Below are 23,738 nucleotides of genomic sequence, written 5' to 3' on the forward strand. Positions count from 1 at the left end.
TTATTGATTATTAGTTATTGATAAGTCTTCAAATGAAAATACTTCTGTGGATATCTCTCCAAGCCAACCACTTTTCGATAATACTCCACACTGAACTTTGATAAAGTCTATATATTGCAATTTTACTGGAGTCCCGTCATGATATATTGCATTGGCTATTTTGAATCCGTTGCGCTGACCGCTACCATCAATGACATTTCCTCCTACCAGATTATCTGAACCCATATTATCCACATACCCCCACTCATAAGCGTTATTCGCCCAATATCCTGTAACGGGATCTTGATTGTTGCGAGGAGTCAGACGCGTCCCATATAATGTATAGCTATCTTCTTTAATCCAATTGGGATAATAATATTCTTGGCCATGGTATGCATTCATATCGACAGAACCTGAATTACCTTCACTATCTACCCACGGAGTATGTGCTCTGGGTGCAGGTCTATAGTAAGTTACTTCGTAGTCTTGTATTGTACCATCGATGCCGGTTTCAGATCCTTTTAATTCATACCATTCATCGTCTGGCTGGCCATTGCCATTTATATCTTGCATTACCCAAACAATGCCCGGCTCATTTGAGCCACCGCTCGAACTGTTAAAAGCATTTCCTTGTATTGCAAAATCGTATTCTCGGCCACTCGGAGCAATACTATGGTCAAAACCGATGATGATATAACCACCGAAAGATCCCAGTGAAACATGCGCTTTTTTGTTCAATCGTTTCGTTGCATACTCTATGGCTTGTTGGGGCGTCGTTTCATTTCCTATAAATCCGGTATTTTGGGATAACTCATTAATAAACTGTCCGGGAGCAGGAATGAATTCATAAACCTTATCCCAAATACCTGAACTTGTCGCTGTCGCTTGCCGATAGCGTTCTTGTTCCGTTTTTTCTTCACAAATAACCTTAACTGTCGTTGTAATTGAAGTATTACTACGTGTTATGTTACGTGAAAGTGGCTGTGTGTTGGGCATTTTTTCTGTAACAGTAACAGCAACGAAATATTCTCCAGGAGTCGTCGGCGTGAATTTAAAAACCCTGTCGGTAGCGGCTTCCATAATTTTTCCATTGACCTGCCATTGATACTGTGGATAATCGAAATATTCCAGCAAAGGCCGCAAATATACAGGACGCCCTGCAAAAGTATAACGATCCGTAGAAGTTTGTGTATAGGATGGTGTCGGAAACCGTACGGAATAAGGCATTGTTTCCACAACTTCTACGTCGAAATCACGGATTGTTTCTCCGTCTATATTGGATGCCCGGATTGTTATCGAATATGTACCGAGTTCTTTTTCGTGAAACGTATATGCTTTTTCTGTTCCGACGATTTCTCCATCGCGTACCCATTCAATTCTAAAATTTTCAAGATCGTCATGTTGAATATCTGGAGATAAAATATAATCCGTGTTTTGAGGCACTTTTAATCCTTTAGAGGGGATTATGATTGAAATTGTAGGTGGAGTTAACTCCAATACTTCTACTTTTAACTCTTCTTCCGCATAACCCTCTGGTGTATCAACTCGCAATTTGATATATAGATGTTGTTCCTGATTCCATGTATACTTCAATATTGATTCAGATGAAAGAAGTTTTCCATCTACTGTCCATGCATAAAGTGCATTATTCGCATATTTATATGTCGGGGCAATTGTCAGTTCACGCCCAACTTTGATAGTGTAAATGCCAGTCTCACTATCGAGTTCAATTATAGGAGCTTGTTTTATTTCTTCAGTAATTACATCGTTCTTATTACAGCTTGTAATAAAAAACAAAAGTACAAGAATACTAAATATGAAAGCCTTCATAATAAAAAAGGCATAGAACTGAAATCAGTTCTATGCTAAACTATATTAAATTGTTATTCTATTGTAACGTCGTCTATACAAAGATACGCCGGAGTATTGAGTCCATATATAGGATCGACATCAGATCCTTCAAAATTGAATTTTACACTTTGCACATCCGCTACATTAATATCCCAATATGTCCATGTAGTTACGGGGGACACTGTTGGTTTATCATATCGGTAGTCGGCCAACAATTTCGATACAGTGGTGATCAAATTTCCATCTACGTCATAACATTCGATGTTGACTTGGAAATATCCTATATTGTTGCCGTCAGAATCTTTCAGATTACTCAACGGTGTTGCAACACCCGATGTTCCGAACTGATTACCATTTATAATCACACCATAGGTATATGCTGTGTTACAATACCATAAACCCTTGAATTTGCGAGGGGAGTCAAAATAGAATTCAGGTTTGGCCATCCACTCCGTATTTCCGAAATCAGAGTAGCCGTATACAACAGCAAAATTGGAACCGCTGTGACCTGCCCCTGTATTGGCCCCATCTGTGGATGCTGTATTATAGACACTACATTGATTCTCCCAAGTATACCACCAATTAGTTCCAGAAGTCTTGCCGGCAGCAGAATCAGAACGATAATTGTATTTCGACAACGCAATGGCACCACTGGAAAATTCAGTATACGCTCCATAAGAATTGGTTACAGTATTCATGTCGGAGACAAACACAAAATCGGGATCGTATATTTCCCTGATTTGGTTCTCTGCAGTATATCCATAAAGCGTGTAGTAGTTCTCTGCTTTAGGCGAAACCGCCATGAATGTTTCATCGAAGTCATCGAATGTAATGGTTGTAGTGCCATCATCATTAAAGTTGGCTCGGGTTTCGGGAGTTACTGAATCAGTTTGAGGATTCATCAAAAAGTCATCGTCTGAATTACAGCCGGTGAACAGGGCGGTTGCCGTCAACAGGAAAGCTCCCGCCAGAAAGCGTAAATTTCTTTTCATAGCTTACTTGTTTTTTAATAAAACATATTTTTAACAAACACAAAAAATCCCGTTCGCGCAGGTTTACACGAACGGGATTATGTTTGTCTTCAAATATGAGAATGACTCCTACGGCATTCCGTATCTGATCGCAACCCGATTTTCTCCCGCGGGTGTAAATCCTTTTCCGGTCATGGCAGGTCTTCTGACTCGTCCCAGTCGTCGCGCCTTCCCAGCATTACACCAGTGGCAGGTTGCGGCAACCTTGAGGGGACTTACAGCAGCGGGTACTGTCCCGGATTCTCACCGGATTCCCTTTTCATCCGTGGCGGCGAACCGCCCGGAACCATTTCCAATTACAAAAATACAAATATTTTTTATAATAATATCATTTACACGAAAAAAAATCCGCAACCTGCCGGAATCATTCCGCACTATACTTTCAGAAAAAGGTTTCATGGCAAAGATTCTCATCGCCCGGGGACAGGCGACCATCTATGTCCAGAAGGACGGGTATACCATAACCCAGTCTTTGGGTGAATACGTGTTCCCCGCGGATGACACGGGGAAGATTCTCTCGTCCGTCACTCTCACCTCGACCGTACGGGTGATGTGCGGGGACGAGGAACTCACGGCCTTTACCATCGGTGCGGTGGGTAAGCCGGCGGGATTCTCATCCGTTACCGTCAATAACGGCACGAAGACCTTAACCTACGTTATCACCGCCGGTACGACGACCCTCGCCGACCACGGAACAATAGATATTCCCGTGACAATTTCCGGTATTGTCTATCATCTGTCGTTCGTCTGGTCGAAAGCCAAGGCGGGTATCCCGGGCAAGGACGGGGTCGATGCCGACATGCTCGACTGGGTCAAGGAGTGGAATACGGGTAAGACGCTCATCAACGGCAACACGGTCATCACCCCCAAACTCTTTGCGGGCACGAAAAACAGCGACGGCACCGTCTCCGGGATAGCCATAGGCTCGTTTACACTCAATACGAAGACCTCCTCGGGAACGATCGCCGCAGAGGCGGTAAACGGCATCTATGGATTTAGGGATGGCTACAAAACCTTCTATGTAGATAACGGCGGTAACGCCCAGTTGGGTTATGGCGACCAGTATGTCAGGTATAACGCCACGACAGGCAAGGTCGAGTTCGGCAGCGGAGTGAGTCTGAACTGGGTCGGTGCGACCTACATCGACAAGGACGGCGTCTTTACCGGAACACTCTCGGCCGATACGATTAAGACGATTTCCATCAGTGCTTCCCAGATCACATCGGGGATTATCGCTGCGGCACGCATCGACACGGCGGCGTTGAAAGCCTCCTTGATTACCGCCGGAAACATCGAAGCTCTGACCTTGAACGTTACAAAAGGGAAAATCGGCGGCTGGACGGTGGATGCCGACTCCCTTTACCGGGGTACGAAGAACAACACTGTGGGGAGCTGCACCTCTGCCGCAGGTAGCATTACGCTCGGCTCGAACGGTATCCGGGGCTATAAATGGCGGCTGGATGCCTCGGGAGCCGGAGCGGTCGCGGGCGGCAACATCGCGTGGGACGCTTCGGGCAACGTCACGTTCGCCTCGACGGTCAGTGCCTTGTGGACGGCACCTATCGGCTCCCTCACCACGGCTTTGGGCGGCAGCGGCTATCCCAAGCTGACGAAGATCACGGCCGACGGAATCTATACCGGCAGTATCACCGCCTCGCAGATTACCGCAGGAACCATCTCCGCCGACCGCATAGCGGCAGGCAGTATAGCGGCCTCGAAGCTCGATGCCGCCAGCATCAGGTCCTCCATCATCAACACGGACTATATCAACGGCCTGAGCTGTACCTTCACCAAAGGAAAAATCGGCGGCTGGATGATCGGGGCTTCGGCCCTCACTGCCACGCATATCTCGATAGACAGCGGCAACAGACGCATCGCGGTGTACGGGGCCAATTCGGGTGTCGCTAGCGGGCAGCGGGTGCAGCTCTACTACAACAGCGACACGGACTTCGGGCTCTATACCACGGACAGTGCAGGGTACTGCGTGGCACAGCTGGGTTCGAGCAACAGCATAGCCGGCTGGACGATCGACACGACTTCCATTCGCAAGGGCAACGTGTCGCTGGGCAGCGACGGCTCGATCATCAACTCCACGAAATGGAAACTGAACAACGACGGTTCGGGGCAGATCGCCTCGGGCAACATTGCATGGGACACTGCCGGGAACGTTACGTTCGGGGCTTCCGTATCGCTGCAATGGAAGAACGACATCGAAGCGGCCAAGGTTACGAACTTCGGCTATCGATATTACAAGAAACTCATCATCAACGGCGACGAAGCGACCTATTATCCAGTCGTTTTCAAAGGTGGCGACCAGAACATCAAACGTACCATTCTCGTCCGTCGGGGATATGCCGAGCAGGCTCCGGTCTCGTGGAACACATCCACGCACAAAGGAGGTCTGATCGTACTTATCAAAACCAACTTCGGCGGTTGGGGTGGCATTGCCTATTCATGGGATATCTATGACCTTTCCGAGACCTACTGCCGGATGTTCGCCGGGGCGCAGCTGTGCGGCAACTACTGCATGTTCGCCGTCTTCCTGCGTGGCGGCGGCGATACGGGTGCCGTGTACCACCTCTACTCCGACCAGCCGATAGAGAGCAGCAGTTATAGTCCTTCGCCGATTCCGGCAGCTCCGCAAATCGCTTACGGCAACGACCTTATCTTCCAGAGCGGTTCCACACAAGCCTATGCCCCCGCGCCGCGCACCCTCACGGCTGCCGTCGAGGAGGAGATCCGCCGCCATCGGTTCATTGCTCTGGCGCAAAGCACGGACAGCACGCTTGCGGCGCACCCGCTGACCTATATCGGCTCGACAGGGATTTACACGGGCACCCTTACCGCGGCGCAGGTCAACGCCGTGGCGATCGATGCCGGCAGTATCAAGACGGGAACACTTTCGGCAGACCGTATCGCCGCGGGCAGCATCAGCGCCTCGAAACTCGATGCCGTGGGTATCAAGTCGTCCATTATCAATACCGATTACATCAACGGTCTCAGCTGCACGTTCACGAAGGGCAAGATCGGCGGTTTCTCCATCGGCAGTGACAACATGACCATAGGGAACGTCGGAGCTGTGGGTGCCATCCCGTTGCAAATCCGTTCCGCCTCCACGGGCAGCGGTTACTGGTACACGGGAGCCTACAAGCCGCTGGGTATATGCCTTACGTGGTATCAGAGCAGCAATGCAGGGCATATCGTCCTCGGGCAGGTGGCGGCATCCGGCAACAGTGTCAAGACCGGATTCATAGGTCTTCAGATGATGTCATGGGACAATCTGGAATACTTCTGCCTCTCGGTGAACTATACCAAAAGCGGCAGCAAGGAGGTATACAACCGTATCGCGGGGTGGGCCTTCGACCACAACCATATCTGGAAAAACAACATCTCGCTGGGCAGCGACGGATCTATCGCCAACTCCACGAAATGGAGTCTGAACAACGACGGGTCTGGGCACATAGCCTCGGGTAATATCTCATGGAATGCCGCCGGCACGGTTACCTTTGCCGCATCCGTATCCGCCCAGTGGACTACGGGCATCACGACGGCGCAGGAACTCGCTTCGGCCATGGCGTTCGGGAAGATGCTCTACCGCGACCCGACTTTCTGGAACGGAAACAACGGTGTCGTGGTTTACAACAACTCCCAGAACGGTATGGTGACCGTTACCCGGCAGCAGGATGCCACGGCACCCAATGACAGCAAGTATGTCCTGAAAATCCAGACCAGCGGCAGTGCCAGCCCCCGCAACGGAGGCTTCTATTTCGGGGCGAAATGCGGTTACCGCAAGGTGCTCGTCGCCCGCATTATCGCCAAGATCCCCGCCGGCAGAAATCTCTGTTGGGCGACGAACAGCGTCGGCACGGGAGGTTCGCACCGGTGGCTTACGTCGAACGCCGGCACGGGCGACTGGAAAGAATACGTCTACAAGGTCGTGTGCGGCACCGCCGATTTTTCCAGCACCCATTTCTTCTACGTGGACGGCACGCAGGGGACTTCCGATACGCCTGTCATCTGGTATGTGGCCTATGCCACGGTCTTCGACCTTACCTCCACGGAGAAATACACGACCACCATCGATGCCAACGGCATTTACACGGGAACCGTACGCGCCAACCAGATTATCGTGGATTCCGCCCTGACTGTCGGAGGGAGCAGCTATAACGGCAGCATCTCCGTCAAGGATGCGAACAATAGCGTAAAGGTCACGCTGGACAGGAACGGTATCACGGCCGTGAGCGGCAAGATCGGCGGCTGGATTCTCGGAACAAGCGCCCTGACCGCTTCGGCTCCGGCCTCGGGGCACCGCATCGTTATGGGGGCTTCAGGATATATTTACCACGACAACCCTTCCACCGGAGTAAACTATTGGGCGCTGAACACGGACGGTTCCGCCACGTTCGGGTGCGGGAAAATCTCCTTTGCCAATGACGGATCGGGTTATCTGGCCAACCAGAATATCAAATGGGACGCCTCGGGAAATGTCACGATGACGGGCACCATCAACGCCAATGCCGGCACCATCGGGGGATTCGTCATCGGTCAGGGGCGCATCGGCTCGACGGCGACAGGAACCGGCTCAGGCGGCGGCCTTGCCATCTACGACGACCTGTTCCGCGTGGGGGACACCATTTCGTATGTCCTGTTCGGCAGCAACACCATACCGGCATCCGCCGGCGGATCATGTGCCACCGGACGTATTGTGAACAACAAGGTGAACAGCATCTTTAATAACAACTACGGGCTTTATATCGATGTCAAAAACGGTAACCGTAACTACGGAATATGGTCCAATGCCTCTGTTATAGCCCCTGCCTGCATCGGCAACAAGATCAAGAATGTCTATTTCACAGGCAGCGGTTACACGATCGATTTCTCGCAGTTCAACATCTTTTTCGTTTATGCCAACCAGAAGTACAGCGTGACCCTGCCGTCGGCATCGTCCGTGGCCACCATGTTCGGTTACTCGACTCTGCCGTCGGACTTCGCCTGCATATTTACCCTAATTTACAACTACAACTGGGGGAATAGCCTTGTATTCACCAATATCCGTAACCACAACGGGGATCTTGCCAGTTACACGTTAGCCAAGGGAGACTCCATTACGGTATTGTGCGCCAATTACCCCTCGTTCCATTACCAGATATTAAATCACTCTTATTAAAAACTTTTCTGCTGGGAATATCCCTACACTTAATAAAAACAGAAGCGAATTATGAACATCACCAACGTAACGGTAACCAAGGTTGCCGAAGAGAGCACGGAGAATGCCGACTACCAGTTGGAATATTCCATCGTCAATGACGCGCTGACCCGCGTCCACGCCTCCATCCGCAAGAAGGATACGGATGGCTCGGGGAACGCTCCGCAGATAGGTATCATCTACATGGAACAAGGCGTTATTTCATGCAACATTCCTATGGGAGAGCCGCTTGCACCCCTGTTTCATGATTTCGATACCATGATCGACGAAATAAAAAAGAGTAACGTACAAAATGCATAAATAATATGGAACTGTCAGTCAAAGACCGCCTTTACCTGCCGTCCTTTTTGCCGGCACGGGGCAACTTCAAGGACTTCAACCTCAAAAAAGAGATTCTGCGCAAGATCGCCATTCCGGACGAGGAGCGCAAAGCCATCGGTCTTCACGAGAATGCCGAGGACAAGCGCATCGAATGGGATGTGGAGAAGGAGAAACCGCTTGCCGTGGAGTTCTCGGGGGACGAGATGGAGTATCTCCGGAAAGCCTGCGAACGCATCTCGGACGAGGAGCTTCCGGACGATATGTGGGCTACCGTGTCGCGCATCTACGATTTCATTCAGGAGAAGTAAACCATCCTTTCTTTCTGCCGCTACTCTTTTGAAAAGAGTGCCCGGTCGTACTCTGATGTATGGTCGGGCTTTTTGTTGAAGTATCGTTCATGGCAAGACAGGACATAACAATGGACGCCGAATACGGTGAGGTGGAGACTTCCGGCAATATCGCCGGCAAGAGTTTCTACGACTTCCGCCTGCTCGATGCCGTCGCGGGTGCGGACAACGACACCTTCCGCTACGGAGAGATTACCGTCCCCGTCGGCTTCGTGTACACGTATAACGACGGCAAAGGGTTCCATGTCAGGATTCCCTATACGCCCGACATGCGCCGCCTGACGGTCCGTCTGGTTATGGAAAGCGGTTCGGGCGGCACGGAGTACCTGAGAAATCCTGCGACGGGCAAACATTGGTTTCCCGTCGTGGCGGAGACGGAAGCCGGCACGGCCGATATCGCCCTGGCCGCATTTTTCTCCCTCAATGAGAAGGGAGTCTACAACCTGCTGTCACGGGACGGTTACCTTGCCGTGTACAGCGGCTCAGAGACCGACTTCGAAATAGGAGCCGCCAAAGCCCAGAACGAGACGTTTCTGCTGAAAGCTTCAGCCGGAAATCTCTACCAACATTCTACGACAGGTGTCGGCCTCGTCGACTACCTGCATTCGAGTCTGGAAAACAACGGTCTTGCCGCCAAACTGCAGTCGGAATTCCTGTCGGACAAGGTCGTCATCAAGAATGCCTATATGGATTCTGCCACGGGAGAGCTGCTTTTAGAAACCGAGGAAAAGGAGGAGAACGATGGGTAAGTACAGGGTCGTAGCCGGACAGAATATCTACGATGTGGCCCTGTACCTGTACGGCAGCATCGAGGGAGTCGTGGATTTGCTCATCAACAACCCCGATCTCTCCTTCGCCACGACATTGACTGCCGGCCGGGAACTTGTCTACACGGACGATTTCGTTATCCGCGCCGATGTAGTCGCCTATAACGGGTTGCACGGCATCGTCCCCGCTAACGGTGAACGGCATGTCTATCCCAAAACGTTCACCTTGCCGCTTGCTGTCGTCCTCACGCTCGCTGCCGGGATCATCACCGTGCAGTGTGCCGTTTCCGGTGCGGGACAGCTGGAAATCGACTGGGGCGACAACAGCGACACCGAGACCGTCCTCCTCGCGGACACGCCGCAGCTGCTCACCCATACCTTCGACAACAAAGTCAGGGACAGGCGTCGTATCCGTTGGTTTACCGATGCCTGCTTCCGGAGTATCGACTGGAGCGGGCTCAAACCGCGGTCGTTGGTACTGGTGCAGACACTGCCGGTGGAGGAGCTGACGCTCACGCACGCCACACTCTCCTTGGAGAGCCTGCGGCTGCTTTCCGGAACCTACAGCCTGAACCTGTCGAATTGCGCGTTGGCCGATCTTGCACCGCTTGCCGAATGCCGGGAACTGATGACACTCGACCTCTCCGCCGCCCGACTGAAACCGACAGTCATAGATCATTACCTGACAACCCTTGTGGAACATTACGGCGACCGACGGAATTGCACGGTCATTTTACCTACAGCCCCGACGGGAACCTATCGGGAGCCGGACCGGGATACCGAAACGGGGCGCTACCGTATCGCCTCGGGCATGGAAGCCGTATGGGTCATCCTGCACGAGGAGGCCTGGAATGAGGGTGGCGCGTGGAAATTCATTATCGACGATATAACCTATACAGTGGAATGAGCCGGACGATTAAGGAGATATACAATGAAGCCGTGCAGGAACGCAACCGGCGGCTGGAACTGACGGAGTTCGCCAGCGACTCGAAGCTGTCTGTCATGAACGGTATCCTATGGACCGTAGCCGCTGTCATCTACAGTTTCGAGACGCTGCTTGATGTCTTCGCGGTGGATATCTCGGAAGCCATCAACAACCGGATCAACGGCACGCCGGACTACTACGCCAATGCGCTGCTGCAATACCAGCAGGGCGACGAGCTGACCGTCCGCGAGGACGGACTGGCTTTCGGGTATGCCCAGGTCGATGAGACCAAACGCATCATTACGCAGGTCTCCTATGTGGAGAGCACGGACGACAGCAACCTCGACAGCAAGCTGGTACTGAAAATCGCTACCGGCACGAAAGGACATCTGGAAGCTATTCCCGCCGAGGAGCTGGTGCCCATCAATGCCTATATCGGCAAGCTGAAATTCGCCGGCACACGCATCGAGGTCATCTCGACCAAAGGCGACGTGCTGGTGCCGCGTCTTACGGTCTTCTACGATGGTGCCGTTCCCGAGGCGGAGATGTACGACAGCATCGAGACCCGTATCCGGGACTACATTATGGGCATCGACTTCGACGCTGCGGTCTATGTCTCCCGCCTGACGGATGCCATACGCCGTGCCGAACACGTTACAGACGTCTATATCGACGAGACGGCAATCCCCGAGCAGGGCGTGTTTATTGCTTGCCACGATACGGACGGGCAAATCCAGCCCCTGCAACGTGTCGGCCGCATGACATACACCGCCTCGGGCTACCTGAAAGAGTCCTCGCGCAAGGACGAGGAGTCGGAACTGCCGACCTTCCGGGAAGCCATCACGCTCAAAGTCGAAAACCATGAGATATAAGCTGCCCATAGACCGTTCGGTGAACCGGCTCGTGCCGCACTACCTGTCGGGACGGCGGTTCATCCTCTTCGTGCAGAGCTGCCTCTATCCCTTGCAAAGCCTGAACGAACGGTTCCGTACGTTTGCACGGGAACGGCATATCGAGGCGCGCATGACCTCACAGGTCATCTATTTCGAGTGGTTCCTGAACTACCGGTTCGGTAAATACATCAAGGACGGCAAGGACCGCATCTTCATCAAGGACAGCACGAGTGTCGGTGTGGACCTGTACCACGAAGGGGCGGAATACCAGCGTCCTTTCACCGTATGGTACAACGGGGAACAGGTTACAACGGACAATGAGGCGGAACGCCCCCGTCCGTTCTACCTGCTGGCGGAAGAGAAGCTGATCAACAAGGTCAGCTTCATGGTCTGCGTCCCGCCCGTCACCATACCTCCGCGGGAACTGGTCTATATGCTTTCCTATGTGGTGAACACCTATAAGACAGCAGGCAAGACCTACCTGATCAAGATCGACGAAGACGAATACACCCCCAATAAGAATACAGGACAATGAAAGAATATATTGCGGAAACCGGCGGACGGTATACCTACTCGGACGATATCCTGAACTTGCAGGAACTGGCTCTCAGCATGAGTGCCGTTTTTGACGGCTGCTCGGACTTCATCATCTCCGGATGCGAGATCGAGGGTCCCCGCGTCTCCCCGGGTTATGTCTGGCTCGGCGGAAAGGTACGCCGTTTCGACGGCTGCGCCGATGCTGTCTATCCCTATTATATATACGAAATCAACCGGCATGAATCGGTGGTCTACGCCAATGAGGTCAACAAGCGCGGGCGTACCTGTTATCTCTGTGCCGGAGCCAAGGCTGTCCCGGATACGGTCGATCCGGTTACTGACAAACTGCCGGCGGCCATCGAGGTGACGGAGAGCTATGCACCCCGGTTCATCGACAAGTTCTTCGGCCGCTATGCTGTCCTGCTCGATACACCTTTTGCCCGGCAGACCGTCAAGAAGGATCTGGTGCTGGCCGGAACGTTCACCGGGCAGAAAGAAATCAGCTCCAAGACCGCCGTCTCCGTCAGCGGCGGGAACGGCTACATGCTCAAAGGCATCGTCAAGGCGGACGGCCATGCCGCCATCGGTGCCTACCTGCACGGTCTGCTTGTCAACGAGATTGTCATCCGGACGGACGGCACGTTCAGTTTCATGAAACAAGGCAAGGAACTGGCCAGGGTTACGGAAGACGGCATATCCTGCGGTACTTCGCTGAATGAAAACGCCCGGATCGGGGCTGTCCGCATCAAGGGATACGACATCTATAACACCTCGGATGTGACGGATGAGGGTTGTATCCGTATCAATTACCACGGCACGGAGGGCGGCGGAACAAAATACCGTGACTTTGCCGTGCATGACGGAAAAGCCTGCACCACACCTGTTTTGAAAGTCATCGGGCGTACCGCCACCCTGCAGGTCGGCGGACTGCTCTCCCTGCAAAGCACCGGACGGGGTATCGATATTCAGAATACCGCCTATACGAAAGACAATGCCAGGCTGACAAACCTGATTACCTGGCGCGACAGTGCCGCCGCGCTGCTCGCCACCGTCGGCTTCGACACCGCTGACAGTTTCCGTTTTGCGCTGAGGAACGCTCTGGGCGACATCGTGCTTGCCCCTTTGGGAGCGGTGGATGTGCTCGGTACGCTTAAAATCAACGGAAAATCCGTGTCCGACACCTATGTGACCGTCAGGGCCTTTACGGAGGCGATGGGAAAGAAAGTGGATGTGGTAGAAGGCAAACAGCTCTCTACCGAAGACTTCACGACCGAATACAGGAAGAAACTGGCGGCTATCACTACCGGAGAACTGACGGAGGGCGGCGAAGGTTATGTCACATCGGGAACCGTCGCGGCGGCTTTGAAAATGAAACTCTCCGCCGACGGGAACCTTTCCGATGTCATGGACAAGGCTGCCGCCCGGAAGAATATCGATGTCTATTCCAAAGCGGAAGCCGGGGAGGTATTTCTGGAAATCTCCGAAGGATTGAAGGAGCTGGTGCGCCTGACGGCGGACGAGATCAGCGGGCTGACGGCAGAGGAAGCCGCCGAACTGAAAGCAAAGCGGCAGGCGGCCGTCAGGGATACCCTCGATGCCGAAAAGAAAGGTACCGGGGAGCTGAAACTGGCCAAGACCTCGAACCTGTCCGACCTTCCGGACAAGGGCAAGGCACGCAAGAACCTCGAAGTCTATTCCACGGCCGAGATAGACCGGATGATGGACGGCAAGCTCGGGACTGACTCCGCTTACGAGGGCATTGTCTTCACACCCGAACTCAGGGACAAACTGCTGGAAATCAAGACCGGTTCGTTCGCCTACATAGATGAAGGCGGCATTTCGCACGCGCAGGTCGAGGGATACGTGATGACCTCGCAGGTTGTCAGGGAACTCAAGAAAAAGGCGGAGCGGCTGATGGGCGGCTACAACGCTTCCGAAAAGGATACCATCGCCACCAACCTGAACCTGTATACCAAGGCCGGGGCGGACGCCCGCTTCGCCGCGCTTGAAAACCTGTTCCAGGATTACATCGACTTTTTGACCGGGCAAGGAAAATCCCCCATGGAAGCCCGGCAGCTCCTGCGGAACAAGTTGGACGTGCTGTCCAAAGACGAAATCGTCAAGGACTACCTGCGCAAGGACGGCAAACTTTCCGACCTGTCCTTGCCGACAGCGGAGGCGAAACGGCAGGCCTGCCGCGCTATCGGAGCCGCCTATGCGGAAGAATACCAGCCCCTGCTGGCGGATACGGGATGGATGCACATGGAGAACAGCGGCTCGGGAACAGATACCCAGGGGCTGTTTATCCGCCAGATCGGGAATATCGTGTCCATACAGGGGTATATCAATACCGCACGCAGGGACGGCAGCAACTGGGGCGGCATCGTTGCCGTCATCCCGAACAAGATACAGCCCCCGAGATACAGCGTGCGCTGCAGCGCCGCTGACTGGAACGATGACCACAAGTACAACCGGGGCTCCTCGTTCACCATCTACGGCGGTTCGCGCAGGATACAGCTTTACGAGCGCGGTATGTACAATGTCAATGTAGAACTCAACTTCACCTATTTTGTATAGTCATGAAACATAAACTCAATGTAAACGGCGATATTGAAAGCCGCCGGAGGATTGCGGAGCGCAGGAACGTTCCCGTCCGTGAAACCGTACAGCAAACCATTCAACCGCAACATCATGAAACAGAAGAAAATCAGGCGGCAGCCGCAGAAGAAACCGTCTCCCCGGCAGCAGAAGCCCCGAAAGCGAGAAGACGGAAGACCGCAGGGGACGCTTAAGCGCTTTCCTTTCGACGAGACACGGATAGGCTTCATGCTCCGGTATGAGATGCCGGTAGTCTATCATCTGCTCCGCAGGTTATGCGCCACGCAGCAGCCCTTCGAGCCGGACTGGCAGGTCATACGGTCGGTGGCGGAGGCATCGAAAGACCCTTCCTGCGGCAAGGCGAAGTTCCGCCGCTACCTGGACGAGTACCGCCGGGACGGGGTCTATTGCCGGCGCGGGAAACGGCTCACGCCGGAGCGCAAAGCCTACTATGAAGGCATATGCCGCCGCAAGAGAGAAGAGTATATCCGCCGGAACCGCAGGAGGCTGCTTGCCGAAGCGCGGAACGCGCCGGGCGGCGACAGACTGCTCGGAGAGATTAAAAGCATTCTTAAAATGAAACGGTAATGCGCTGAAGGACAATGCCGGTGAGAAACATTCATGTACATGTATGGCTGTTCCGGGTAATTTGCCTAATTTTGTATTCCACGGTCGCTGCAAGACCTTTCCATATTGTCAAATGAGTATCCTCTTTCGGGATACGGTCAGCGAGACATCCTCTCCCAATTTTATCAGTTGAACGCGGACGGTGCAACCGAACCCGTCCGTCCTGTTACCAGTTTCTTTGCGATGCGGGTATACCGTGTCGCATTCTTCGGGCATTTTTAAATCCATAAAACAAAGCGTTTATGCAAGAAGAAGAAAAGAACAACGGCATGGAAGGCATGTCTGTCGAGGAAATGTTCCTCGGCGTTCAGGAATCTTATCAGGAGGCACAGTTGCGTGCCCAGGAGGAGAACAGGGCGTTCGCCCGTACGGAGTTCTTCCGCATGGACAAGTTCGGGACTTACCGTCTCCGTATCCTGCCCATCGCTCCCAATCCGGACGGCTCGCCGACACGTCCGGGCTATGAGTATCCCGTCCACCAGCTGCTTCTGGAGCTGGAGAAACCCGCTACGGGGAACAAGCCCCAGAAGATGTATGTCACTGTCACCCGCGCTACCGATGCCGGATATAGCGTTGATCCCATCGAGACTTACCGCCGCATGGCCGTCGAAGCCGCAAAAGAGGACGGGGACGACAAACTGGCGGAAAAGATTGCCGGGGGCTCGTTCGGAGGCGGTCTGAAATACAGTTACGGCCACTGTCTCTATGTATTCGACCTGGGTGAACGAGCCAAAGGCGTGCAGATGATGACCCTTTCCCATGCCCAGTTCAAGGATCTGGATGAGAGGAAGTTCAAGCTGTGGAGCAAGAAACTGGCCAAGAATCCGTCTTACCCGTGCCCGATTTCCTCGGTGTATGACGCCTATCCGGTGGAGATTGAAAAGCGCAAGAACGGAGCCAAGACCGAGTATGTCATTTCCATTGACAACGAATCGGAACCTGTACCGTTGACCAAGGAGGAGCTGACCGCCCTGATGGGTGCGCCGCGTATCCCGGAAATCATCTACCGCTACACCCGTTATCATCTGGGAGCCACCGTCGAGTTCCTCAAACAGTGCGACGGTATCTACGGCATGTCGCTCATGGAGACGGATGAAATGAAGACGGTCATCGACACGCTGGACGGTGAACTGCCCAAGGAGGATATATCCGCGTTCTCGTTCGACCGCCGTACGAAAGATAACAGAGAAAACGGGCGTGAAGGCGGAGGCATCTCGCTGGACGACCTTTTCGAACGTTATGACGAGCTTCAGCGGCAGGAACTCGGTGAGAAGACCGAGGAAGGCCAGGAGCTGCGTGCGATGATCCGCGGCTACATCGAGCAGGAAGGGCTCTCCGTGCGTGTCACACGCTCCACGAGCAACCGGGAACTACTCGACCTGATCGAAAGCGAGATGGAGGGTCCGAAGCCCAGTGACGAACCGGAGGATGTCCCCGGGGAGGAAGAAGAGCAGCCGGAGGAAACGGAAGAGCGTGCCGGGCGTCCCCGCCACCGCAGATAAGCCTTTCACAAGTTCTTGAATTCTAATCCGACGGGAGGCATCCGGGCCTCCCGTCCTAATCACAATCACTTAGTATGAAAGAGAACAAACCCTGCCTTTTGTTATTGAATGACATCCACATCTCGAAAGACAACATCCCTGCATTCCAGGCCAACTGGCAGGAGGCCATGGGAATTTGCAGGGAACGGGATATCCGGGAAGTGGTTGTCGGAGGAGACCTGTTCTTTTCCCGTGCCGCCCAGACACTCGATGTCCTGCTGGCCGTCAGGGATATGCTTGTATCCGCCGCGGACCATGACATTCATGTCACGCTGGCGGAAGGGAACCACGACAAGGTGAACCAGGAATCCCTGCGCGGATATTGTCATGTCTTCGACCGGCATCCGAATGTGACTGTCGTGGATGAGTACCTGACCCTGTGCCGCCCGGAATGGAAGTTCGCGCTCCATGTAATGAGCTATTTTCCGGAAGACGGCTCTTTTGCCGAAAGGCTCGGACGATTGGCTGCGGAAGCGCTTTCCGGAGAACCGGAGCACTTCCTCTACATCCATGAGGGTATCAACGGGGCATTGGCACAGCCTTCGGAAAAGGAACTGCCTGCCAGGATATTCTCTCCTTTCGACAAGGTCTTTGTCGGCCATTACCACAACCGTACCGTCATTCCGGGGACGGGAATCGAATATATCGGTTCCTCGCGCCAGCATAACTTCGGGGAGGACGAGGAGAAAGGATACACGGTGCTGTATACGGACGGCACGTACGAGTTTGTCAAGAACCGCGTGAACATGCGGTACCGTGTCATGGATATGCCGGCGGAACGTGCCGGGTTGCACCTGATGGACGAGCTGCGTGAAATGGAGGCCGATGGTCGCTACAAGGTCAAGGTGCGTGTCCATGCACCTGCCGCCGCGATGAAATCGGTGGACAAAGCCGCCTTGCTGGAAGCCGGAGCGGCGAAGGTAGAACTGGTTGCCGATGACGAGCAGCTGCCGGAGGCGGTATCCTCTTCGCTCTTCGAGAAATTCGACAGCCGCCGCATCCGGGAAACCTACGAGGACTTCTGCCGGGAGAAACAGATCGAGGATGTGTCGATGGGATTGGAGTATTTATCTAGAATAGAAAACAGATCATGTGGAAATTAAAGACGATAGAAGCCGAAAATCTCTGCGCCTTCCGTTCGCTGTCCTACATGCTGCGGCAAGGCGTGACGACATTGATTTTCGGCGATAACCGGGACAATGAGTCCCAGCAGTCGAACGGGGCCGGCAAGTCTGCCCTGTTGGAATGCATTGCCGTGGGTATCACGGGCAGCCCGCTTAGAAAGATACGCTCGGAGGAGATTATCAACGATGCAGCGGAAGAATGCCGTATCGCTTTGCGTTTCATCAACGATTCCGCCGCCGAGGAACTGCTCGTCAACCGCCGTATCCCGCGCAAGGGGGCTTCCTCTGTCAGCTGTACGCTTTACCGTGGCGGCAAGCAGGTGGTAACCGATGAAGCGGTACAGCCTTCGGTGGATGCCTATAACCGGTATATTCTTGACAAACTGGGTATCACACGCGACGAGCTGCTCAACAATTTCATCCTTTCCAAATACCGGTATGAGGATTTCCTCTCGTCATCGGACAAGGAGAAGAAAGAGGTCATCAACCGCTTTTCCAACGGTATCCTGGTGGATGAAGCCATCGCCAAAGTGGAGGAAGACATCGTGCCGCTCTCTGAAAAGAAACGGCAGGTGGAACTGGAACTGGCCGGGTTGGACGGGCGTATCGGGATGTTACAGGAGCAGATACGCAAGGAGGAGGAAGCCGGAGCCGAGCGGGGGCGTACCCGTGTGGAACGTATCATGGGACTGGAAACGGCCATAGCGGCCAAGAGGGAGCAGATCCGTACCGGGCACGAGAACGTGGACAGGCTTGAGGAACAGCTTGCCGGAGTGCAGCGGGCGGACGAGGCTTTGCAGGAACTGGAAGCCGGAGATACCGCATTGGAAGCATGTCTGGAAAAGATAGCGGAAATGATGTCCCTCTTTCCCGATGCCCGGCAGACGGACTGGGACAAGGTCATTGCCGAAAAGAAAGGACGGTTACAGACCGCCACAGAGCGGCTGAAGGATTGCGATGCCGTCTTGAAGCAGGCGGAACAGGAACTGAAAAACAGGACTGACGGCTGGGAACAGTTCAAGAAGGAGTATGCCGCATTCTGTGAGGCATACAGGGATCAGTCCGATACGACTGCGGAGAGACTGCGGGAAATCGACATCCGTCTGCGCGACCTGTCCGGCAGCATCGAGGAACTGCGTCATAAACGGCGTATCGTTTCTGCCGGTATTGACGGCCTCTCGAACAAACTGGCCGGCTCCATCACCTGTCCTTTCTGCGGGCATGAGTTTCTGGTGGCAGAACCACAGTTCGACATCGAGGCCGGCATGAAGGAACTGAAGCTCCGTCAACGGCAGCTCACGGAAATCAACGGCCGTATCGATGAGAAGCAGGAGGAGACGGATGCCGTGGAGTTGCAGCAGAACCGGCTGAACCATGAGCGCCGGATATTGGAAGGCAGACGCACCGGATGGGAGGAGCAGCTGGCCGGGCACGAACGGGCCATCAGGAATGCCACCCGCCACGTGGAAGAGGTGGAAAGCGGGCATAAACGCATCGCTTCCGAAATTACCGCCCTGCAAAGTGAAATCGAAGGTGTCCGCCGCAAGGTATTCGACGAGGTGTTCGGATTCATAGACGAGCGCAATGCCGCACTGAACCGCGGCATACGGGTAGGCAAGGAAGATATACAGGCTGCGGCCTGCGCCATCGACACTTTGCAGGCCACGATCCGGGAGCTGGATGAGGCGGCTTCACCCGACCTCATACAATCGCTCAAGGACACTCTCCGTGAAACGCGCGGGAAGTCCAACGAGGCGGCAGGGCGCAAGACGGCCGTCGATGCCCGGGTCCGTGCCCTGGAGATACAGCGGGAACGGTTCGTGCAGTTCAAGACCTATCTGGCCAACACGAAAATCGAGGCGCTCAGCCGTATCACCAACGAGTTCCTGCAAGACATCGGCAGCGACATCCGTATCCGCTTCGACGGGTATACCGTCCTCAAGAGTGGTAAGGTAAGGGAGAAAATCTCCATCTCACTGCTGCGCGACGGCATGGACTGCGGCTCGTTCGGCAAGTTTTCGGCAGGCGAAGCCGCCCGTGTGAATTTGGCGACCATCCTTGCCATGCAGAAACTCGTGAACAGCAACTGCGACGGGGACAAGGGACTGGATCTGCTCGTGCTGGACGAGATACTCGAGGCGGTCGATGAAGCGGGGCTGGCCTCCATGTTCGAGGCGCTGAACTCGCTCGGCGGTACCGTGCTGGTAGTCTCGCACGGGAATGTGGCTGAAGGCTATCCGCATAAACTGGTAATCGTGAAAGAGAATGGCGAATCGAGACTCGGAGAATAGCGTACTGACCCGGGAGCAGGTACTGGCGCTGGACATCGCCACGCATACCGGATACTTCTCCCTGCATGAGGCCGGGACATGGAACTTCACCGAAAGCAAACGGCGCAACGGCAACAAGATGCACGGCGCTTTCAGGACTACGCTGCTCTCGCTGCTCCGTCGTTACGGCATCCGCCGCGTCGTGGCCGAGGATGTGAGCGTGAACCGCCATTTCTACGACATGCGGCGGCTCTCGGAACTCAGGGGTATCCTGCTCGAAGTGTGCGATGAACTGGATATCCCGGAACCGGAGTTCGTCAACCCGGCTGTCCTCAAGAAATGGGCGACGGGAGACGGACACGCCACCAAGACGCAGATGGTCGCGGCCTGCAAGGACAGATACGGTATTGTCCCGGTGGATGACAATGCGGCGGATGCCTGCCACCTCTTCTACTATTACATCCGCAGGCACAGGCTGTGACAAGCCGACAACGGTTTGGATTTTTTCCGGGCGGCGGTAATGCTGCCGCCCGTTTTTTCAATTGACGCTCACGGTAGCTGACAGATTAGGACATGAGATTCATTATCAACCTTTTCAGTCAGTGGAAACGTGGAAAAGAAAGATGTGTTTATTGCGGTTCTCCAGCCTGAAGACGAATCCGCGAGACAGAGGGCGGAACTTCTCAGAAAATATGTGATGCCGCACAAGAATCTGATATACAGCATTTGTATCAAATATACCTATAACCAGGAGGACATCGAGGACAACTACCTCGAGGCGTTGGCCAACTTCTTCAAGTATATGGACAGTTATGACCCGGCCCGTCCGGTAAAGACCTGGATCTATGCCGTGACCAAACGGCTTGTGGCGGACCTGAACAACCGCAACAGGAACCGCATGCCCCCGGACGACAATATCGACATTTCGGAAATATCCTCTTCGCTGTCGGATGAGGACGAACCGTCGGGAAACAGCATGGGGATGGACAACTACCGCGAGTTCTATAACGATGACATCCTCTGGGCACTGGACCGGCTCAAACCGATTTACCGGGAAGCCCTGCTCTTGCAGCAGGCTGGTTACAAACTCGGGGAAATCATGGAAATCACCTATAACAACGGTACTTTGCAGACCAGGAACGTAGAAACGGTAAAAAGCCGCATCTTCCTAGCCAAGACGCAGCTGCGCAAACTATTGACACGCGATGGAGAGAAAAGAATGGATTGACGGATGCCGGAGGCTCTTTACACGGCTGGTCCGCACCACGGTGTGGGCGGATTTTGTGTTCCCTACCGGCGGCAAGTCGGACAGGCAGCTCGGGATGTGTTTCGACGGCTTGTGCCGGGAGGTCGTCTCCGTCAGTGCGGAACGCCTGTCCGACTTCTGTATCTGCCAGACATATGCCATTTCCGGATATGATACCGCGTATCGCAGGAAATGGAACGTCTCCCATTCATTCGGAAAGAAAGCCATCGGCCGCTATCTCCGCTCGGGAAAGGAACGCCGCTACCGGGAGGACCGGTGGCTGAAGAGTTTCGGGCTGTCACGGCATGATTTGGCGCGGGCAGTGGAAGACCGCCGCAGCCATCCGTTCGGGCGTTTTATTTATCCGGAATACGAGGAGACGACCAAGCGGCGACTGCTCTCCACCGAAGCGGGATATCTCGTCTGTGCGCTCTCCACGCTGATGTGGACGCCTTTCTCCCCGTCATGCTCAAAATGTGCGAAAGCGGAGCCATGCCGCAGAAGGACACAGGCGCGCTATCCGGAACTGTACCGTATCCGCTGTGAGGCGTGGCGGAAAAAGGAGGCGAAGCCATGAGTGCCGTCAATCCGCTCAGTGCCGAGTTCCTGTATGAACTCTATGCCACGGCGCTCAGACAGGAACCGTTGTGTGCTGTCCTAGCCCGGCATATGCGTAAGGAATACCTGCCGGACCGTTCGTTCCAGCAGGTACAGGAGGCGATAGCCGTACACTTCAAGACATACAAGACACCGCCGTCGTATGCCGTGCTGGCACAGACCTTCCATGAGGATTACGACGCCATCGAGCTGATAGACACTTTCCGGGAGTATGACGAGGGACAGAGTGCCGAGGTGATGACCGACATGCTGGAGTCCTACATCAAGGGGGTCCGGTTGCAGTCGGTCTATGCGGAGGTCGGGAAACTGTATAACGAGAACAAACAGGACAAGGCGGAGAAGACTCTTCGGGAATATGCCGAGTGGCTGGCAGGGTTCACGCTGAAGAGTTCCTCGTTCGTCGATGTGGCCGCGACTTTCAAGGAGCGTTTCGAGAGGAACCGCCGGCGCGAGGAGGAAGAGGAACGCTCGGCCACCCCTCGTGTGTCCCGCTTCTACATCCCGTATCTGGATGCGCTCAATGCCGGACGTAACCTGCGAGGTCAGCTGACCTGTTTCCTGGCCAGCACAGGCGTGGGAAAGTCGCACATCGCCAAATGGATCGGTGTCAGGGCGGACATCGATGACGGGCTGCATGTGCTGCATTTCCAGCTGGAAGGTTCGGAAGAAGAGGCGTTGAACGCCTATTCCGGCGGACTGATTTCCAGGAACGCCTACTATTACGAGCGGGGAAAGATTTCGGATACGGAGATGAGACATCTGGAAAAACTGGTCGCCTCGTATGCCGGAAGCATCACGGTGCGCAGTTACCCGCGTTTCAATGCCCAGGTCTCGACACTCGACATCAAGAACGGCATTTCGGAATACAGGAAGCTCAAAGGATATAATCCGGACATCGTGATTGTGGATTCGATGGACTTGCTGACGGATGCCAACCGCCGTTCATGGGGAGCCGACCATGAACGGGCGAAGCGTATCGCGGTGGCTAATGACCTGAAGGACCTGGCGGCGGACGAAAAGGTATGGATGGTGGTGACTTACCAGTCTACCATCGAAGACCGGGAGTGGCTGAATGACGAGCGGAACGTGCTGACCGAGTACAACTGTTCGGAGGCCAAAGGTCTGGCCCGCCCGTGCACGCACCTTGTTTCGCTCAACCAGTCATCGGCTGAAAGAAAGGAGAACGTTATGCGCCTGCACGTGGCCAAAAGCCGGTTCTTCCAGAAAGGAGACACTATCAGGATTGCCACCGACTACGACAATGAGGTGTTCTATGACGGGCAGAGGACACTGAATCTGAACAGGGAATAAAAAGCCATCGATCCGGATGCGGCGTGTCGGTGGCTTTTTGACTTGTAACGACTGGAATGTTGAGAATATATGGCAGCTTACATGCGTAAAACCAATTCCGGACAGATACGATTTTTATTGTATGCCCTTTGTATTCCGCCATATCGTCCGTTCCCCATGTTATCAACAGCAGGTTTTCACATTTCAATTCCTCTGCCGCCTCCAAGACTTTCAGTTTCCGCTCACGGGTCTTGGCGTTCGAGATATCATACGACCTTTGTTCGAGGAAAGTTCGAATGACCTCGCAAATACAAATCCGTTATTTGTAGTAATTGGAAAACGATACTTTTCATTCAGTATGTTTATTGTACTGCACAAAAAATACGCTTTTTTTATGTAGAGAGTGATCATTTTAGAAAAGTACATCTCTACACCTGATAATCAGCCAATGCTGATTATCAATCTCCTTATTTATATATTGTTTTATCGATTAGACAAAAGCAGTCATTTTTTGTCCAGCCGGGAAGACAATTTCTCTTTTCCTTTGGGTGGAAAGACCTTCCATGA

The 23,738-nt window shown here is 53.8% G+C and carries 19 protein-coding genes and 1 riboswitch; of the genes, 16 read left to right on the top strand and 3 right to left on the bottom strand.

The window, feature by feature from the left end; genetic code table 11:
• Positions 1–1,809: a PKD-like domain-containing protein gene (locus DW896_RS09325; RefSeq protein WP_004293581.1), complete on the bottom strand. Its 1,809-nt coding sequence runs from the start codon at positions 1,807–1,809 to the stop codon at positions 1–3.
• Between the two features lie 53 nt (positions 1,810–1,862).
• Positions 1,863–2,822, bottom strand: coding sequence for a DUF4465 domain-containing protein (locus DW896_RS09330; protein ID WP_004293580.1), 960 nt, complete (start codon positions 2,820–2,822; stop codon positions 1,863–1,865).
• 156 nt (positions 2,823–2,978) lie between these two features.
• A riboswitch (cobalamin riboswitch) is annotated at positions 2,979–3,167 on the bottom strand.
• A gap of 91 nt (positions 3,168–3,258) precedes the next feature.
• On the opposite strand from DW896_RS09330, the gene DW896_RS09335 reads away from it, so the two are divergent.
• The 9 genes from DW896_RS09335 (at position 3,259) to DW896_RS09375 (ending at position 15,043) form a co-directional block, all read left to right on the top strand.
• Positions 3,259–8,028: a hypothetical protein gene (locus DW896_RS09335; protein WP_004293579.1), complete on the top strand. Its 4,770-nt coding sequence runs from the start codon at positions 3,259–3,261 to the stop codon at positions 8,026–8,028.
• Between the two features lie 51 nt (positions 8,029–8,079).
• Positions 8,080–8,367, top strand: a complete 288-nt coding sequence (locus DW896_RS09340) for a hypothetical protein (protein WP_004293578.1) — start codon at positions 8,080–8,082, stop codon at positions 8,365–8,367.
• Positions 8,368–8,372: 5 nt separating this feature from the next.
• On the top strand, positions 8,373–8,696 hold the full coding sequence (locus DW896_RS09345) for a hypothetical protein (RefSeq protein WP_004293577.1): 324 nt from the start codon (positions 8,373–8,375) through the stop codon (positions 8,694–8,696).
• Positions 8,697–8,806: 110 nt separating this feature from the next.
• A complete protein-coding gene (locus DW896_RS09350; protein ID WP_004293576.1) occupies positions 8,807–9,484 on the top strand; it encodes a hypothetical protein in 678 nt (225 codons plus the stop codon).
• Positions 9,477–10,409 (top strand): hypothetical protein, encoded by a 933-nt coding sequence (locus DW896_RS09355; RefSeq protein ID WP_004293575.1) that lies wholly within the window; start codon positions 9,477–9,479, stop codon positions 10,407–10,409. Before DW896_RS09350 ends, DW896_RS09355 begins: the two co-directional genes overlap by 8 nt.
• The gene (locus tag DW896_RS09360) at positions 10,406–11,299 is read left to right on the top strand and encodes a hypothetical protein (protein WP_004293574.1); all 894 of its coding nucleotides are present in this window, start codon (positions 10,406–10,408) and stop codon (positions 11,297–11,299) included. The genes DW896_RS09355 and DW896_RS09360 overlap by 4 nt, the downstream gene beginning before the upstream one ends.
• The gene (locus tag DW896_RS09365; RefSeq protein ID WP_004293571.1) at positions 11,289–11,855 is read left to right on the top strand and encodes a hypothetical protein; all 567 of its coding nucleotides are present in this window, start codon (positions 11,289–11,291) and stop codon (positions 11,853–11,855) included. Before DW896_RS09360 ends, DW896_RS09365 begins: the two co-directional genes overlap by 11 nt.
• Positions 11,852–14,434 (top strand): hypothetical protein, encoded by a 2,583-nt coding sequence (locus DW896_RS09370; protein ID WP_004293569.1) that lies wholly within the window; start codon positions 11,852–11,854, stop codon positions 14,432–14,434. The genes DW896_RS09365 and DW896_RS09370 overlap by 4 nt, the downstream gene beginning before the upstream one ends.
• A 114-nt stretch (positions 14,435–14,548) precedes the next feature.
• Entirely contained in the window at positions 14,549–15,043 is a 495-nt protein-coding gene (locus DW896_RS09375; protein ID WP_017140885.1) for a hypothetical protein, read from the top strand.
• 108 nt (positions 15,044–15,151) lie between these two features.
• Here the strand turns inward: DW896_RS09375 and DW896_RS21460 are convergent, their stop codons facing one another.
• Positions 15,152–15,310 (bottom strand): hypothetical protein, encoded by a 159-nt coding sequence (locus tag DW896_RS21460; protein ID WP_008672739.1) that lies wholly within the window; start codon positions 15,308–15,310, stop codon positions 15,152–15,154.
• A 14-nt stretch (positions 15,311–15,324) separates the two neighbouring features.
• Between DW896_RS21460 and DW896_RS09380 the strand changes: the two genes are divergently transcribed.
• The 7 genes from DW896_RS09380 to DW896_RS09410 all read left to right on the top strand — a co-directional run bounded on the left by DW896_RS09380 (position 15,325) and on the right by DW896_RS09410 (position 23,192).
• Entirely contained in the window at positions 15,325–16,584 is a 1,260-nt protein-coding gene (locus tag DW896_RS09380; protein WP_004293566.1) for a hypothetical protein, read from the top strand.
• Positions 16,585–16,658: 74 nt separating this feature from the next.
• A complete protein-coding gene (locus DW896_RS09385) occupies positions 16,659–17,726 on the top strand; it encodes a phosphoesterase (protein WP_004293565.1) in 1,068 nt (355 codons plus the stop codon).
• Complete coding sequence (locus tag DW896_RS09390; protein ID WP_004293564.1) at positions 17,714–20,038, top strand: hypothetical protein; 2,325 nt, start codon at positions 17,714–17,716, stop codon at positions 20,036–20,038. The genes DW896_RS09385 and DW896_RS09390 overlap by 13 nt, the downstream gene beginning before the upstream one ends.
• Positions 20,013–20,498 carry a crossover junction endodeoxyribonuclease RuvC gene (locus DW896_RS09395; protein WP_004293563.1) on the top strand — a complete coding sequence of 162 codons (486 nt, stop codon included), beginning with the start codon at positions 20,013–20,015 and terminating at the stop codon, positions 20,496–20,498. The genes DW896_RS09390 and DW896_RS09395 overlap by 26 nt, the downstream gene beginning before the upstream one ends.
• 129 nt (positions 20,499–20,627) lie before the next feature.
• Complete coding sequence (locus DW896_RS09400) at positions 20,628–21,245, top strand: RNA polymerase sigma factor (protein ID WP_008672743.1); 618 nt, start codon at positions 20,628–20,630, stop codon at positions 21,243–21,245.
• Complete coding sequence (locus DW896_RS09405; RefSeq protein ID WP_008672745.1) at positions 21,223–21,840, top strand: hypothetical protein; 618 nt, start codon at positions 21,223–21,225, stop codon at positions 21,838–21,840. The genes DW896_RS09400 and DW896_RS09405 overlap by 23 nt, the downstream gene beginning before the upstream one ends.
• On the top strand, positions 21,837–23,192 hold the full coding sequence (locus DW896_RS09410) for a DnaB-like helicase C-terminal domain-containing protein (protein ID WP_117589674.1): 1,356 nt from the start codon (positions 21,837–21,839) through the stop codon (positions 23,190–23,192). The genes DW896_RS09405 and DW896_RS09410 overlap by 4 nt, the downstream gene beginning before the upstream one ends.
• Positions 23,193–23,738: the final 546 nt, after the last annotated feature.

Source organism: Bacteroides sp. AM41-16, from assembly GCF_003603495.1.
Taxonomy (GTDB): domain Bacteria; phylum Bacteroidota; class Bacteroidia; order Bacteroidales; family Bacteroidaceae; genus Bacteroides; species Bacteroides uniformis.